The organism is Corynebacterium sp. KPL1824 (genome assembly GCF_000478095.1).
GTDB classification, from domain to species: Bacteria; Actinomycetota; Actinomycetes; order Mycobacteriales; family Mycobacteriaceae; genus Corynebacterium; species Corynebacterium accolens.
The window spans coordinates 1267134-1282587 of the sequence record NZ_KI515750.1 but is presented as its reverse complement, the minus strand read 5'-3'; the positions used below and the strand labels follow the sequence as shown (position 1 = coordinate 1282587).

The 15454-nt window shown below is 55.0% G+C and carries 14 protein-coding genes, 3 rRNA genes and 1 pseudogene; 11 read left to right on the top strand and 7 right to left on the bottom strand.

Annotated elements, in window-relative coordinates:
* Positions 1-6: 6 nt before the first annotated feature.
* The 3 genes from HMPREF1267_RS12290 to rrf all read left to right on the top strand — a co-directional run bounded on the left by HMPREF1267_RS12290 (position 7) and on the right by rrf (position 5394).
* Positions 7-1524 (top strand): 16S ribosomal RNA (locus tag HMPREF1267_RS12290).
* A gap of 514 nt (positions 1525-2038) precedes the next feature.
* Positions 2039-5117, top strand: a 23S ribosomal RNA gene (locus HMPREF1267_RS12285).
* 159 nt (positions 5118-5276) lie between these two features.
* Positions 5277-5394 (top strand): 5S ribosomal RNA (gene rrf / locus HMPREF1267_RS12280).
* Together the 16S, 23S and 5S rRNA genes form the textbook arrangement of a ribosomal RNA operon.
* Positions 5395-5750: 356 nt before the next feature.
* Here the strand turns inward: rrf and HMPREF1267_RS12275 are convergent.
* From HMPREF1267_RS12275 to HMPREF1267_RS12265, 3 genes and pseudogenes are all read right to left on the bottom strand, one after another.
* Positions 5751-6317, bottom strand: coding sequence for a cysteine hydrolase family protein (locus HMPREF1267_RS12275; protein ID WP_023029489.1), 567 nt, complete (start codon positions 6315-6317; stop codon positions 5751-5753).
* Between the two features lie 115 nt (positions 6318-6432).
* A pseudogene (locus tag HMPREF1267_RS13450) lies at positions 6433-6954 on the bottom strand (IS3 family transposase); the annotation flags it as partial.
* On the bottom strand, positions 6953-7936 hold the full coding sequence (locus HMPREF1267_RS12265) for a pseudouridine synthase (RefSeq protein ID WP_034667314.1): 984 nt from the start codon (positions 7934-7936) through the stop codon (positions 6953-6955). The gene HMPREF1267_RS12265 and the pseudogene HMPREF1267_RS13450, both read right to left, overlap by 2 nt.
* Here HMPREF1267_RS12265 and HMPREF1267_RS13230 point away from each other — a divergent pair.
* From HMPREF1267_RS13230 to HMPREF1267_RS12250, 4 genes are all read left to right on the top strand, one after another.
* The gene (locus HMPREF1267_RS13230) at positions 7935-8072 is read left to right on the top strand and encodes a hypothetical protein (protein ID WP_005285362.1); all 138 of its coding nucleotides are present in this window, start codon (positions 7935-7937) and stop codon (positions 8070-8072) included. The two genes, HMPREF1267_RS12265 and HMPREF1267_RS13230, sit on opposite strands and share 2 nt — an antisense overlap.
* A gap of 47 nt (positions 8073-8119) precedes the next feature.
* The gene (locus HMPREF1267_RS12260; RefSeq protein ID WP_023029486.1) at positions 8120-9019 is read left to right on the top strand and encodes a universal stress protein; all 900 of its coding nucleotides are present in this window, start codon (positions 8120-8122) and stop codon (positions 9017-9019) included.
* A gap of 179 nt (positions 9020-9198) precedes the next feature.
* The gene (locus tag HMPREF1267_RS12255; RefSeq protein ID WP_005285357.1) at positions 9199-9450 is read left to right on the top strand and encodes a GlsB/YeaQ/YmgE family stress response membrane protein; all 252 of its coding nucleotides are present in this window, start codon (positions 9199-9201) and stop codon (positions 9448-9450) included.
* Positions 9451-9528: 78 nt separating this feature from the next.
* Positions 9529-10137, top strand: a complete 609-nt coding sequence (locus tag HMPREF1267_RS12250) for a TetR/AcrR family transcriptional regulator (RefSeq protein WP_005279669.1) — start codon at positions 9529-9531, stop codon at positions 10135-10137.
* Here the strand turns inward: HMPREF1267_RS12250 and yidC are convergent.
* On the bottom strand, positions 10094-11038 hold the full coding sequence (gene yidC / locus HMPREF1267_RS12245; protein WP_023029485.1) for a membrane protein insertase YidC: 945 nt from the start codon (positions 11036-11038) through the stop codon (positions 10094-10096). The two genes, HMPREF1267_RS12250 and yidC, sit on opposite strands and share 44 nt — an antisense overlap.
* A gap of 43 nt (positions 11039-11081) precedes the next feature.
* Between yidC and HMPREF1267_RS12240 the strand changes: the two genes are divergently transcribed.
* Both HMPREF1267_RS12240 and HMPREF1267_RS13225 read left to right on the top strand, forming a co-directional pair.
* Positions 11082-11744: a class E sortase gene (locus HMPREF1267_RS12240; protein WP_005279672.1), complete on the top strand. Its 663-nt coding sequence runs from the start codon at positions 11082-11084 to the stop codon at positions 11742-11744.
* Positions 11744-11896: a hypothetical protein gene (locus HMPREF1267_RS13225; protein WP_005279674.1), complete on the top strand. Its 153-nt coding sequence runs from the start codon at positions 11744-11746 to the stop codon at positions 11894-11896. The genes HMPREF1267_RS12240 and HMPREF1267_RS13225 overlap by 1 nt, the downstream gene beginning before the upstream one ends.
* Here HMPREF1267_RS13225 and HMPREF1267_RS12230 read toward each other — a convergent pair.
* Entirely contained in the window at positions 11893-12423 is a 531-nt protein-coding gene (locus tag HMPREF1267_RS12230; RefSeq protein ID WP_034667313.1) for a DUF2020 domain-containing protein, read from the bottom strand. The genes HMPREF1267_RS13225 and HMPREF1267_RS12230 overlap by 4 nt on opposite strands.
* On the opposite strand from HMPREF1267_RS12230, the gene HMPREF1267_RS12225 reads away from it, so the two are divergent.
* Positions 12422-13585, top strand: a complete 1164-nt coding sequence (locus tag HMPREF1267_RS12225; RefSeq protein ID WP_023029483.1) for a sensor histidine kinase — start codon at positions 12422-12424, stop codon at positions 13583-13585. The genes HMPREF1267_RS12230 and HMPREF1267_RS12225 overlap by 2 nt on opposite strands.
* 37 nt (positions 13586-13622) lie before the next feature.
* Positions 13623-14261: a response regulator transcription factor gene (locus tag HMPREF1267_RS12220; RefSeq protein ID WP_023018163.1), complete on the top strand. Its 639-nt coding sequence runs from the start codon at positions 13623-13625 to the stop codon at positions 14259-14261.
* A gap of 1 nt (position 14262) precedes the next feature.
* Here the strand turns inward: HMPREF1267_RS12220 and HMPREF1267_RS12215 are convergent, their stop codons facing one another.
* Complete coding sequence (locus HMPREF1267_RS12215) at positions 14263-14574, bottom strand: Lsr2 family protein (RefSeq protein WP_005279679.1); 312 nt, start codon at positions 14572-14574, stop codon at positions 14263-14265.
* Positions 14575-14759: 185 nt separating this feature from the next.
* Positions 14760-15392, bottom strand: coding sequence for a DUF6474 family protein (locus HMPREF1267_RS12210; RefSeq protein WP_023018162.1), 633 nt, complete (start codon positions 15390-15392; stop codon positions 14760-14762).
* Positions 15393-15454: the final 62 nt, after the last annotated feature.

The window sequence follows — 15454 nt, the reverse complement described above, 5'->3', positions numbered from 1 at the left end:
TTTCTTTTTGTGGAGAGTTTGATCCTGGCTCAGGACGAACGCTGGCGGCGTGCTTAACACATGCAAGTCGAACGGAAAGGCCCTGCTTGCAGGGTACTCGAGTGGCGAACGGGTGAGTAACACGTGGGTGATCTGCCCTGCACTTCGGGATAAGCTTGGGAAACTGGGTCTAATACCGGATAGGAGCCATCTTTAGTGTGGTGGTTGGAAAGTTTTTTCGGTGTAGGATGAGCTCGCGGCCTATCAGCTTGTTGGTGGGGTAATGGCCTACCAAGGCGGCGACGGGTAGCCGGCCTGAGAGGGTGTACGGCCACATTGGGACTGAGATACGGCCCAGACTCCTACGGGAGGCAGCAGTGGGGAATATTGCACAATGGGCGCAAGCCTGATGCAGCGACGCCGCGTGGGGGATGAAGGCCTTCGGGTTGTAAACTCCTTTCGCTAGGGACGAAGCTTTTTGTGACGGTACCTAGATAAGAAGCACCGGCTAACTACGTGCCAGCAGCCGCGGTAATACGTAGGGTGCGAGCGTTGTCCGGAATTACTGGGCGTAAAGGGCTCGTAGGTGGTTTGTCGCGTCGTCTGTGAAATTCTGGGGCTTAACTCCGGGCGTGCAGGCGATACGGGCATAACTTGAGTGCTGTAGGGGTAACTGGAATTCCTGGTGTAGCGGTGAAATGCGCAGATATCAGGAGGAACACCGATGGCGAAGGCAGGTTACTGGGCAGTTACTGACGCTGAGGAGCGAAAGCATGGGTAGCGAACAGGATTAGATACCCTGGTAGTCCATGCCGTAAACGGTGGGCGCTAGGTGTGAGGGTCTTTCTACGACTTTCGTGCCGTAGCTAACGCATTAAGCGCCCCGCCTGGGGAGTACGGCCGCAAGGCTAAAACTCAAAGGAATTGACGGGGGCCCGCACAAGCGGCGGAGCATGTGGATTAATTCGATGCAACGCGAAGAACCTTACCTGGGCTTGACATACATCAGATCGCTCTAGAGATGGATTTTCCCTTTGTGGTTGGTGTACAGGTGGTGCATGGTTGTCGTCAGCTCGTGTCGTGAGATGTTGGGTTAAGTCCCGCAACGAGCGCAACCCTTGTCTTATGTTGCCAGCATTTGGTTGGGGACTCATGAGAGACTGCCGGGGTTAACTCGGAGGAAGGTGGGGATGACGTCAAATCATCATGCCCCTTATGTCCAGGGCTTCACACATGCTACAATGGTCGGTACAACGCGCTGCGACACTGTGAGGTGGAGCGAATCGCTGAAAGCCGGCCTTAGTTCGGATTGGGGTCTGCAACTCGACCCCATGAAGTCGGAGTCGCTAGTAATCGCAGATCAGCAATGCTGCGGTGAATACGTTCCCGGGCCTTGTACACACCGCCCGTCACGTCATGAAAGTTGGTAACACCCGAAGCCGGTGGCCTAAACGTGTTAGGGAGCCGTCGAAGGTGGGATCGGCGATTGGGACGAAGTCGTAACAAGGTACCCGTACCGGAAGGTGCGGGTGGATCACCTCCTTTCTAAGGAGCTTTTATTTTGGCTGCAGTTGCAGCCAATGGCCCACAGTTGTGGGTTGCCCACTGTTGTTTGATGGTGGGTTGGTGGTTGAGTGGGCGAGTGTTCTGCTGCCACCGAATATGGAAATTCCGGGTAGGACATACACCTTAATCAGCAGGGTCTAAGTGTTGAGACAGTGCTTTGTGACATGCGTAAAAGTGTCCATGCATACAGGAAGTAAAGTTGATTGGTAAGTCGTTGGTGCATTGTTGGGTGTCTGGGGCATTATCCCCTTTTGTGTGTGCCTGACTGGTTGATGAGCATCGTTTGTTGTGGTGGTGTTTGTTGCTGGTTGGGGTGTTGTGTGAGAACTGTATAGTGGACGCGAGCATCTCACATGATGCCGCCTGCTTTTGTGGGTGGTGTCTTGTGTGTGTGATGTGATTTTTCTTTTTGTTTATTTTGTCAAGTTCACTTGTTGCTGCCACATGCTGGCTGCATGGCTTCGTGTTGTGTGGTTTGTGTGTGGTGGTTGGTGTGTTCGTTATTTAGGGCGCATGGTGGATGCCTTGGCATGCTGAGCCGATGAAGGACGTGTAAGGCTGCGTTAAGCCTCGGGGAGTTGTCAATAAAGCGTTGATCCGAGGATGTCCGAATGGGGAAACCTGGCCCTGGTTATGTGGGGTTACCCTTCAGTGAATTCATAGCTGTTGTGGGGGTTACGCGGGGAAGTGAAACATCTCAGTACCCGTAGGAGGAGAAAATAATAATGATTCTGCTAGTAGTGGCGAACGAACGTGGATGAGGCTAAACCGTGTGCATGTGATACCTGGTAGGGGTTGTGTGTGCGGTGTTGTGGGGCCTGATTTTGTGTCATCTACCAGTGGCACGCCCTGTGCATTGTTGTTAGGTGAAGTGGTTTGGAATGATCTGCCGGAGTAGGTGAGAGTCCTGTAGCTGAAGATGATGATGTGGGGGTTGTTGGGTTCCCGAGTAGCAACGGGCTCGTGGAATCTGTTGTGAATCTGCCGGGACCACCCGGTAAGCCTAAATACTCAGTGTGACCGATAGTGGATAGTACCGTGAGGGAATGGTGAAAAGTACCCCGGGAGGGGAGTGAAATAGTTCCTGAAACCATGTGCTTACAATCCGTCAGAGCACCTGTTTGTGTGTGATGGCGTGCCTTTTGAAGAATGAGCCTGCGAGTCAGCGGCATGTCGCGAGGTTAACCCGTGTGGGGTAGCCGTAGGGAAACCGAATCCTAATGGGGTGATAAGTGGCATGTCCTGGACCCGAAGCGGGGTGATCTACCCATGGCCAGTGTGAAGCAGCTGTAAGAGGTTGTGGAGGCGCGAACCCACGTAGGTTGAAAACTGCGGGGATGAGCTGTGGGTAGGGGTGAAAGGCCAATCAAACTCCGTGATAGCTGGTTCTCCCCGAAATGCATTTAGGTGCAGCGTCGCATTTAGCTTGGTGGAGGTAGAGCGACTGGTTGGTTGAGCGGGACTACAATCTTAGCAATGTCAGCCAAACTCCGAATGCCATCAATTGTGTTGTGCGGCAGTGAGACTGTGGGGGATAAGCTTCATAGTCGAGAGGGAAACAGCCCAGATCGCCGGTTAAGGCCCCTAAGGGTGTACTAAGTGGAAAAGGATGTGGGATCGCGAAGACAGCCAGGAGGTTGGCTTAGAAGCAGCCATCCTTGAAAGAGTGCGTAATAGCTCACTGGTCGAGTGGTTCTGCGCCGACAATGTAGTGGGGCTCAAGTACACCGCCGAAGCCGCGGCAAGCAACATTTTTTTGTTGTTTGGGTAGGGGAGCGTCGTGCATGGGTGGAAGCGTTACCGTGAGGAGGCGTGGACTGTGTGCGAGTGAGAATGCAGGCATGAGTAACGAATTGTAAGGTGAGAATCCTTACCGCCGGATGACTAAGGGTTCCTGGGTCAAGTTCGTCTTCCCAGGGTGAGTCGGGACCTAAGGCGAGGCCGACAGGCGTAGTCGATGGATAACCAGTTGATATTCTGGTACCCGTACATGTGCGCCCATGATAAAGCACGGATACTAACCACTGCGGATACGCTACCTTTTCACTTTTTGAGTGTTGGTGGTGTTGATGTCGTGGGGCCTGATGTGTGGTTCAAGTGATGGGGTGACGCAGTGAGGTAGCCGCGCCACTTAGTGGATTGGTGGTGTAAGCGTGTAGGCCGTGTGGTAGGTAAATCCGCCACACATTGTGGTTGAGGCGTGATGCGTAGACCCATTGGGGTTGATGGTGGTGATCCTGTACTGTCGAGAAAAGCCTCTAGCGAGTGTGTGTATGGCCCGTACCCTAAACCGACACAGGTGGTCAGGTTGAAGATACTAAGGCGTTCGGGTGAACTGTGGTTAAGGAATTCGGCAAAATGCCCCCGTAACTTCGGGAGAAGGGGGGCCCTGTGACGTGAAGACCCTGTGCGGTTGGAGTGTTGTGGGGTCGCAGAGAATAGAGGGAAGCGACTGTTTATCAAAAACACAGGTCCATGCGAAGACGTTAAGTTGATGTATATGGACTGACGCCTGCCCGGTGCTGGAAGGTTAAGAGGACCGGTTAGTAACCTTTGTGGTTGCGAAGCTGAGAATTTAAGCCCCAGTAAACGGCGGTGGTAACTATAACCATCCTAAGGTAGCGAAATTCCTTGTCGGGTAAGTTCCGACCTGCACGAATGGCGTAACGACTTCTCTGCTGTCTCGACCACAGGCCCGGTGAAATTGCATTACGAGTAAAGATGCTCGTTACGCGCGGCAGGACGAAAAGACCCCGGGACCTTCACTATAGCTTGGTATTGGTGTTTGGTTCGGTTTGTGTAGGATAGGTGGGAGACTGTGAAACCGTCACGCTAGTGGTGGTGGAGTCGTTGTTGAAATACCACTCTGATCGGATTGAGCATCTAACCTTGGCCCATGATCTGGGTTGGGGACAGTGCCTGGTGGGTAGTTTAACTGGGGCGGTTGCCTCCCAAAATGTAACGGAGGCGCCCAAAGGTTCCCTCAGCCTGGTTGGCAATCAGGTGGTGAGTGTAAGTGCACAAGGGAGCTTGACTGTGAGACAGACATGTCGAGCAGGGACGAAAGTCGGGACTAGTGATCCGGCACCTACTTGTGGATGTGGTGTCGCTCAACGGATAAAAGGTACCCCGGGGATAACAGGCTGATCTTCCCCAAGAGTCCATATCGACGGGATGGTTTGGCACCTCGATGTCGGCTCGTCGCATCCTGGGGCTGGAGTAGGTCCCAAGGGTTGGGCTGTTCGCCCATTAAAGCGGCACGCGAGCTGGGTTCAGAACGTCGTGAGACAGTTCGGTCTCTATCCGCCGCGCGCGTTGAAACTTGAAGAAGGCTGTCCCTAGTACGAGAGGACCGGGACGGACGTACCTCTAGTGTGCCAGTTATCCCGCCAGGGGTATCGCTGGTTGGCTACGTACGGAAGGGATAACCGCTGAAAGCATCTAAGCGGGAAGCCTGTTTTAAGATGAGGTTTCTTTTGAGGTCCCCTAAAGACTATGGGGTAGATAGGCCAGACTTGGAAGCACTGTAAGGTGTGAAGGCTACTGGTACTAATTGACCAAAACAAACACACCACAACAACCCAAACACCACGTGTGGGGATGATTGTTGGGTGAACTTGTGAAGCGAGTAAACAAACAAAAATACACATTATCGTGTGTGTCGCGTCCACTATGCAGTATCTGACACAACACCCACACGCACATGTGGTGGGTAGTGTTCTGATAGGTTTGTCGGTGGTTCATAGCTACAGGGAAACGCCCGGTCCCATTCCGAACCCGGAAGCTAAGCCTGTACGCGCTGATGGTACTGCAACCGGGAGGTTGTGGGAGAGTAAGTCACCGCCGACACCAAACAACAAAAACAAAATATTAATTGATGATAGTCCCCATAGGACCAACCTCCCCATAGTGTTGGGTGGTTGGTCCTGTGGGGATTATTCGTCGTTTTCAACCCCGCTCATGGAGGTAGGACCTGACCCCTGTTTGGTGGACACCTGATATCCAGCCCAGTCGAGCTGGGAAGAAAGGTAATCTGAAGTACCCCAAGTTTTGTTCCGTTAGAGCAGACGGGAAAATCTGGGGCAGCTCAGACAGATCCCACATAGGTTATGTTTGTACTCTCAGCACTCACAGCCCCTGTCAGCCTTAGCAACCGTTCACCTCTCACGACTGAAACAAGCTGTATATAGCTAAAGTGCAACGTACTAATTGAAGTTTCTCGCACAGGCTTCCACATAGTTCGCCGTTGTCATTACGTTGGCAAACTCGCCATGAAGATTTGCAGCAGTGGCACGCATGATCTCATCTGCGGATACAGTTTTTCCTTCATGATCAGTGCGCGGGAAACAAGCAGTGGCATCTAGAATGAATGACACGTCGAATCCCAGATTTCCGGCCATGCGTGCGGTAGTTTCACAGCAGTGGTTGGTAGTGATGCCGCAAATTACGAGCTTGTTGATCCCCCGTGTGTGCAACCACTCTTCCAAGGACGGGGTACCGTAAAACGCCGAATTTACGTTCTTGGTGACTAACAAGTCGAAGTTTTGGGGCACGCAATCTTTGAATGAATGTTTTGCGGAACTTGGATGTAATGGCGACCCTGGGTGATCGGAATCATGGCGCACAACCACGATCGGCCAACCCCTATCCTGCCAAGTACTCACCAGACGGGAAATATTGCTTTCACAGCCCGGATTGTTACGCTTTCCCCAATATGTTTGATCATCAAAGGCATATTGAACATCGATCACGATCAGTGCAGCAGGGTTCATAGAATTCCTTTTTAAGGACAACTAGCTTGATTACTTCGAGGTTCGAGCACTATCGGTAGTCTACCTCAGACATTCTTCCTAGGGGTAGGCCATTGAAGTGCCCCGAGTTTTGTTCCTAGGCATGTTCCTTGATTTCTATTATTCCCTGTTGCGAGTTCTTCTTCCACAATTCGGTTTCCACCTCGGCCGGGGTTCTATATCCCAAGCTTTGGTGGAGCCTTACCTCGTTCCACCATGACACCCACTCAAACGTGGCGATTTCTACCTCGACAACATCATCCCACCTGCGAGTATGGATGAGTTCGTTCTTGTAGGAGCCGTTAACGTTTTCAGCCAGAGCATTGTCATAGGAGTCGCCGACAGTTCCGGTGGAAGCAGTGATCCCGTGTTGGGCAAGTCGCTGATTGTAGACCACGCTGACGTACTGCTAGCCGTGATCCGAATGGTGAATGAGACCTGTTGTTTCCCTCGCGCTCACAATCGCTTGGTTGAGTGCTTGCAGCGGCAAAGCTTCGGTCCGCATCGAATCTGACAGCGCCCACCCAACGATCCGCCGGGAGTAAACGTCGGTGACAAACGCGGTGTACACAAAGCCTTTCTTCGTACGCACGTAGGTAATGTCGGCCACCCACAGCTTAAAGCAACTTGTGCATGGCCAATGGAAGGCCAGAGGTGAAATGGCGCGGCTTTCCGCTGAGTGGATCCGTGAATTCTAAGTCCGTTGCTGTTAAGTGCATGGGAACGGACATGTCTTCAGCTTCCTCAGGGAAAATAGTGGGGTAGACAGGATCGCCGAGGATCGGTATGCCCGCCTGCCACATGTGCAGCCGCAATTGATGGGTCTTTCCAGTCTGTGGTTTGAGGGTGTAGAGACCAAGATCTGGCAGCGGACCGTGAACTTTTTCGTAAGGGGCCTTATCAATGGGTTGTACCGATTCTAGTGTGGTGAAAGCATTCGGTTCACCATCTGCTATCCGGCCCTGGATTTCACCGGGGGTTTTAGTCAGGTGGGAGGACCATTGGAGGGGCGTCGGCAAGCGGCGGAATTCCGCGACCGCCTGGTAGGTCTTGTGGACTTTCTTTTCCGCGAAGAGGGACTGGTAGGCGCCGCGGACATCCTTGTGCTTAGTGAATAGAAGGAGGCCGGAAGTAAGGCGGTCGAGGCGGTGTGCCGGCACTAACTCGTTGTTTCCGGTGGAACGGCGGAGGCGAACGGTGGCGGTTTCGACGATGTGTCGGGCGCGCGGCATGGTGGCCATGAACGGGGGCTTATCGGCTACCAGGATGTTGTCATCTTCATAGATGATGGGGATGTCATAGGGTACGGGTGTTTCTGGTGCGGGGATGCGGTAGAAGAAGACATCGACATCCTTGCCGAGCACGGTACCGGGCTTCAGGGGAGTTTGATCGCGCAGGACCACCTCGCCCGCGGTGAATCGGTCACGCAGTGCCTGTGCATCATCATTGGGGTGGCGGTGGCGCTGGGAGGAGATGACTTCGCTGAGAAAATCCCAGGTGCTAAGGCCTGCCTCCGGCGTGCGCACGCGCGTAGGGTTGAGCCCATTTTTGATGGGCAAAGGGGTGAATCCTTTTCTGCGATGTATTAGTGTGTTTGGCATGGATATTAATTCTCTCGCGGACCAGGTGATGGCTTTTTTCTCTGACGGAATTGGCGCGGTGTTAAGGGACGTATTCCGGATGCTCCTTGAAATTTTCTCTCCGTCCAATTCTGATCCTGCAACCGTCAACCGTTAAGCCTAATCCGTACTATAATTAAGTTATAACCACTGAAAGGAAAGATCATGGCTAAGGAAGACATTGTAGTCGTCGCCGTCGACGGCTCTGACGCCTCAAAGAACGCCGTCCGTTGGGCAGCAAATACGGCGATGAAGAGGGAAATCCCCCTGCGCATCGCTTCGAGCTACACCATACCGCAGTTCCTGTATGCAGAAGGTATGGTCCCGCCGAAGGATCTCTACGATGATTTGCAGGACGAGACCCTGGAAAAGATCGAGGAAGCTCGTGCAATCGCTCACGAGGTAGCCCCAGAGCTCAAGATTGGGCACACCATCGCAGAGGGTTCTCCTATCGACATGCTGCTGGAAATGTCCCATGACGTCACCATGGTCGTGATGGGCTCGCGCGGTATGGGCGGCCTGTCCGGCATGGTTATGGGCTCTGTTTCCGCCGCGGTTGTTTCACACGCTGCGTGCCCGGTAGTGGTGGTTCGTGAAGATAATAACGTCACCGATTCCACCAAGTATGGCCCGGTGGTCGTTGGTGTGGACGGTTCCGAGGTCTCTCAGAAGGCCACCTCCTATGCTTTCCGCGAGGCTCAGGCCCGCGGCGCGGCCCTTGTTGCCGTGCACACCTGGATGGATATGCAAATCCAGGCATCCCTGGCCGGCCTTTCTGCAGCTCAATCTGAGTGGGCAGAAATTGAAAAGGAACAGACTGAGGTACTGGAAGAAAACCTGAAGGAACCGCGCGAAGAGTTCCCAGATGTTGAGGTGAAGAAGCAGATCACCCGTGACCGCCCCGTCCGTGCGCTGACGGAGGCTGCCGAGGGCGCGCAGCTTCTCGTCGTTGGTTCCCACGGCCGCGGTGGGTTCAAGGGCATGGTCCTTGGCTCTACCTCCCGCGCATTGCTGCAGTCTGCACCATGCCCGATGATGGTGGTACGCCCAGACGACGAAGGCTAAACCTTTCGCTAGCCTGACTTCCCGGCGCTCTTCTCCCCAGCTTTTGCATCTAGGGAGAAGAGCGCTTCTGGTGTTTTAGAGCCACTTTGCTATACAAATGTGTCGTATTTGTTATCCCTACTTGAGTCACAGGGGTTTACACTGGGAAATACTCGATACGTTTATATTAGGAGGAAATCATGGGACTAGGTTTGGGCTTATTCACCTCAATCATCGTTGGTATCATCGCCGGCTGGCTGGCGGAGAAGATTATGAAGCGTGACCACGGGTTGTTTACCAACTTAGTGGTGGGTGTTGTCGGCGGCCTCATCGGTGGCATCATCATCCAGCTGCTGAATATTGAGGCTAGCGGTGGGTGGATCTTCTCCATCGTCGCGGCCACCGCGGGTGCTTGTATTTTGCTGTGGATTGTGGACAAAGTGAAGCAATAGTCCGCATATAATTAGCGTACATACCGGTTTGTCTATAAAGTATAGATGAACCGGTTTTGTCGTTGTAGAGAGGAATCCATGGCAGAGAAGAAGTCGCGCCGCAATCGGCCCAGCCCGCGAAGCAGGCTGCTGGAATCTGCAACCAAGCTCTTTAAAACCGAGGGCATTCGCGTCATTGGTATTGACCGCATCTTGCGTGAAGCGGATGTAGCCAAGGCGTCCCTATATTCCTTGTTTGGCTCCAAGGATGCCTTGGTCATTGCCTATGTAGAGTCTTTGGACGAGCAGTTCCGCCAAGACTGGGAGCAGCGCACGGCTGCCATGCAGGATCCGGATCAGAAGATTTTGGCCTTTTTTGACAAGGTTATTGAGGAAGAGCCGGAAGAAGGTTTTCGCGGCTCGCACTTCTTGAATGCAGCGGGCGAGTACCCGCGGCCGGAAACGGATTCAGAGCGCGGCATCGTTGCGGCTTGCATGCAGCATCGCAATTGGGTGCACTCCACCCTGACGGCACTGTTGACCGAGCGCAATGGCTATCCCTCGGCTTCTCAAGCAAGCCAGCTCTTGATTTTCCTTGATGGAGGTCTTGCCGGAGCCCGCCTAACCAAGGAAGCCGGGCCGCTATATACGGCCCGCGAGCTGGCTACTCAGATGTTGTCGGCCCCTCCTGCTGATTATTCGATTTAAGGTATTTTCGCGCCTCCAGGCGCAGCCGGTTGACCCGCTTCTTCTCCTCCTTGGAAAGGGTGGGCTTTTTATCTTTCTGGCGCCATGCGCGGATGCTCTCGCGGCGCATCTCGTGGACTTCTTCCGTGAGCGGGTAGCGCTTGTGCAGCAGGATCTCAAAGACGATGGTTTGGACCAGCGTGAAGAGGTAAGCCCAACCCCAGTACAGGATGATGGCGACGGGAAGCGGACCGCTATGGGCCAGGTACCAGAGCAAGATGGGGGCCACAATCAGCAGGATGCCGATGATAATGAAGATTCGGCGGTTGACCTTTTGATCAAATTGCGTGGTGAGGAAGCTGCGCACCACGGAAATGATGGAGTTGGCCAGGGTAAAGGCAATGGCGGCAATCACGATTGGGTTGAGCAGATCGCCGTGATCGCGGGCGAAGTCCGTGATGGGGACCCCGGAGTAGGTGGTCTCCCGGAAGGCTGTGACATCGGCAGCATCAAGCATGCCCACCGTGGACGAGCCCTGTTCGATATTCGACATGCGCAAGATGACTTGGTACAAGCCAAGGAAGGCGGGGATCGTAATCAGTGGGGGAATACAGCCGGCGGCAGGCTTGTAGTTATAGCTCTTGGACAAATCCTGCTGTTTTTGGATGAGCTCCGCCATCTCCTCGGTGGTTTCGGCGTGATTCATCTGCTCGTTAATCCGCGTGCTTTCTGGGCGCATGAGGACGCTGATGCGGCCAGAGCGCAGCGCCATCCAGTTCAGCGGGGAGACGATACCGCGGACGGTAATAACCAGCAGGATGATGGAAACAAGCCAGGCGGTGGATTCATCGACGAAGCTACCGATAAGCCAATGCCAGAATTTCATGATTCCGGAAACCGGGTACATGAAGACTTCGAACATGCTTAACCTTTCGATGTGGCGGTATATATTAGGGTGTTAAAGCATGACTAAAGTTCTTGGGGAACTCATGCTTACCATTGGCGTGGTTTTGGTCCTCTTTGCATTCTATGAAGCCTATTGGACAAATGTGGAATCAGGGCGGCTACAGGACGAGGCCAATGCGAAGCTGGAACAGCAGTGGCGCAACCCACGGGAGAAAATGGACCCAGATTTGGGAGAGGCTTTCGCGCAGATGCGCATCCCTGCCTTTGGTTCGGATTATCACTTTGCCATCATCCAAGGCACGGATGACGATGATCTTCTGCGCGGCCCTGGCCACTATGAAGACACACAAATGCCAGGTGAGACGGGGAATTTTGCGGTGGCTGGGCACCGCGTGGGCAAGGGTGCCCCATTCAATGACTTGGGTTCCTTGCATACCTGCGATGACATCATCATCGAAACCCAAACGGAAAAGATTACCTACAAGGTGCTGCCCATCGATGGCGAGCACGCAGATTGCTTCGATGAAGTACCAGAAGAATATAGCCATGTTGCCGGCCGGCATATCACCACGCCTGGCGATGTCTCAGTGATCGACCCCGTGCCGGGAACTGAAGCGGACCCCACGCGGGGAATGCTGACCCTCACTACTTGTCACCCACAATTTTCCAACGCCGAGCGCATGATCGTGCACGCGATGGAAGTTGGAAAGGAAGCTAAGTAATGTATCGCGCTTTGTGGAATCTATTGCCGGGGCCGAAGCCGGTGAAGGCGCTGCTCGCCGTCGCCATTGCGGTGGGAGTGTTCTTCCTCCTCATGGAGGTCGTCTTCCCCTGGGTTTCGCCGATGATGCCCTATAACGACGTCGCGGTTTAAAGCCCTAAATTGGCAATGGCTTCTTGGGCAATCTGCTCGGACTTGAAGGTTTGTTGCTGATTGCTCCACACCAGCACCGCGTGGGTGTCCTTTTGCACGGCGTAGACGGCCTGCTCATTGACGATGCCCCGTCCGCCCTCCCAGCCTGCAAAGGAGGCGGGCTCGGTGGCATCGATTGGCGCGGCCCAATCCACCGCGGCGCGGGCGTCTTCTACGCTGGGCATATCGCGCACGATGACGGTAGCTTGCGGGTGGTCCTGATAGGACCAAAAGACGCAGGCGGGGGTGGGAAAGCGCGTGTCGATGCCCTGCTTGGTAAGGCGCTCGCCATTGGTATTTTCCAGCCAACCGGGATCGATATAGGGACAATCGCTCCACTCGTTGACCTCGGCGGTCTGTGCGACGTTGACGGCGGTGCTTTCCGATGCCACCTCGCTTTCCGGTTCGGTCTGGTCTGCTTGTTCGGTCTGGCATCCCGCGATCCCTATTCCGGTCACGGCGAGAAGGACAAGTAGGCTTTTGCGCATGAGCTCCACATTAGATCGGGATTCCGATGCACTGCGCACCGGCATTCATTTCTTAACTGCGGTCCTGTTGGTGGTGGGCATTTTTACCTCGGTGAAAATGCCGCTATCCCAGTCCCTTATCAACCTATTGTTATTGGTGGGGTTCGCGGCGGTCTACTTTGCGGGATCGATCTATGCGGAGCAGTGGCCGCGGCCCATGCACTACCTGTGGATAAGCATCCTCACGGTGTTATGGGGCGCGGATCTATTCGTGGCTCCCGCCGCCATCTATCTGGTATTCGTCATGTACTTTTTGTACCTGACCGTGTTGGATATGACCGCAGGTATCCTGTGCGTTATCGGCGCTACCGTGCTCACCATCGTGGTGCAGATACCGGGAGGGCTGACCTTTGGCGGGGTGATGGGGCCGGCGGTCTCGGCACTGGTCACCGTGGCGATTACGTATGCGTTTCGCACCCTATCGCGCATGAACCGGGAGCTCATAGAAACCCGCACGCAGTTGGCGGCCACGGAACGAGATGCCGGCATGGTGGCCGAGCGCCAGCGCATTGCCCACGAGATTCATGACACCTTGGCCCAGGGGTTGTCATCGATTCAGATGCTCCTGCATTCCGCCGACCGGGATCTCGATAAAGAAGACATTCCTGCCGCCCGCCGGCGCATTGAGCTTGCGCGGCGGGCCGCGGCGGATAACCTACACGAGGCGCGGGCCATGATTGCGGCGCTGCAGCCGCCCACACTAACGGAGACGTCCCTCGAGGCGGCGCTGACGCGCATGGCGGAAAACTTCGCCGCTACGGCTGGCTTCCAAGTGGAGGTGGACAGCGAGGGCGCGGAGCAGCAGCTGCCGATGAAGGTGGAGGCGGCGTTATTGCGGATTGCACAGGGGGCGGTGGGGAACATCGTCAAGCATGCCGGTGCCAGCCGCGCCCGGATCACCGTCACCTATGAAACCGACGAGGTGCGCGTGGATGTGGTGGATAATGGGCAGGGTTTTGAACCCGCGACGGTGGAAAGCGCGCCTGCGGGGCTGGGGCATATTGGCCTATCTGCCATGCGGCGCCGCGCGCAGGAGCTAGGCGGCGATGTGGTCATAGAATCCGCGCCGGGGGAGGGCACGGCTGTGTCAGTTAGTATGCCCTTGGATAAGGCGGTAGATTAAACTTTTGGTTGAGAAAAACATCGATAGGAGGGATGTCGTGATTCGGGTCCTTTTGGCAGATGACCACGAGATCGTGCGGCTGGGGCTGCGTTCGGTGCTCGAAGGCGCAGAAGATATCGACGTCGTGGGTGAGGTCGCGACGGCGGAGGCCGCTGTGTCCGCGGCGCAAGCAGGTGGTATCGATGTCATCCTCATGGACCTGCGATTCGGGGCGGGCCTGGAAGGAACGCGCGTGATGGGTGGCGTCGAAGCCACCGCGCAGATTCGCTCCTCCATGAGCACGCCGCCCAAGGTGCTGGTCATCACCAATTACGACACCGATGCGGATATCCTCGGCGCCATCGAAGCAGGCGCGGTAGGCTACCTCCTAAAAGACGCCCCGCCGCAGGAGCTTTTGGATGCCGTCCATTCGACGGCGGAGGGGGATTCGGCGCTTTCGCCCATCGTGGCCGATCGCCTCATGACCCGGGTCCGCACGCCCCGCACCTCGTTGACCCCGCGCGAGCTAGAGGTTTTGCAATTGGTGGCGGCGGGGGCCTCGAACCGGCAGATCGGCCATGACCTCATGCTTTCTGAGGCCACGGTGAAATCCCACCTAGTGCACATTTATGACAAATTGGGCGTTCGCTCGCGTACCTCCGCGGTGGCGGCCGCCAGGGAGCAGGGCGTGCTTTAATCTAGTGGGCCGCGTTGTAGGCGTCGATGATGTTCTGGGGGATCTTGCCGCGGCGCGCTACGTCATGGCCCTGCTTTTGCGCCCATTCGCGGACCTTGCGCGGATCGACTTGTGGGGATTCCGCATCGGGAGCGGCATGTGCGGCCTCGACAAAGGGGGCGATTGCCTCGTGGAAGCGGCGGGCATTGTCGCGGGATAGATCCATCAAGTAGCTGCGCCCATTGACGCTGAACCGGACTACCTCTAATTCATCCTCACCAATGAGTTGATTATCAAGGTCATCATAAAATTGCGTGATTTCGCGGCGTGCCATAGTACCTCCATGGTTTATTGCATCGATATGTTTACCTAATACCGGTATTTGGAATCCGAATTAACTCTAATTCAATTCTACCAGTGTGGAAATTAGTAGACAATAAAGTTTTAGTTAGTGGCCCTCGCACATAAAAATATCGCCGCCACCTAAAAGGTGAACGGCGATGGGAGGCGGAAGAGAAATTATTCGCCCAGGCGCTGCTGAATCTCCGCGGTAACGGAATCGATCTCTCCGCTAATCGTCTTATGCGCACGGCGGCGCTGCTGCTCCGTCATGAATTCGGCGTTATCGATCGCGGCATCAACCTCTTCGAGGCGCTCGCGCACGTCCCGCTTGAAGCCGGCGGGCAGATCTACGTCCTTGAGGGAATTACGGATGCCGGCGGTGCGGGCCTTGAGCGGGGCGCCGTAGCCGGAAAAAGAGGCCATTTCTGCGGAACTTACGCCCGCTTTGTGAGCCTTGCGCTTTTCTTTTTCGGACTTAAGGCCCACAAATGCGCGATAAACGAGGGGAAGCAAAAGCGGGGCGGCGGTGCGCAATGCACCTGCATAGCGCTTGACCTTGCCGGCATTAAAGTGGCCCTCACGCAGCTTTTCCAGTTCCTTTTCCGCCATCTTCTGTTCGTGTTTACGGCGCTTTTTGAGACCCTTTTCTTCGGTCTTAAGAAGGTGCTTTTCTTGCTTGGCAAGGAGCTTTTGTTGGCGGCGACGATCCTTCGACTGGGCCTTTACCTCAGCCTTGGCGCGTGCCTTCGCCGCCTTGGCCTGCGCGCGTGCTTCCTGGCGAGCCTTTTTCAATTTCTTGAGGATACTCATTATTTTCCCTTACGTTCGATCGAGTCTGGATTCAACATTACCTTGCTGTTCTATTAAGCTCA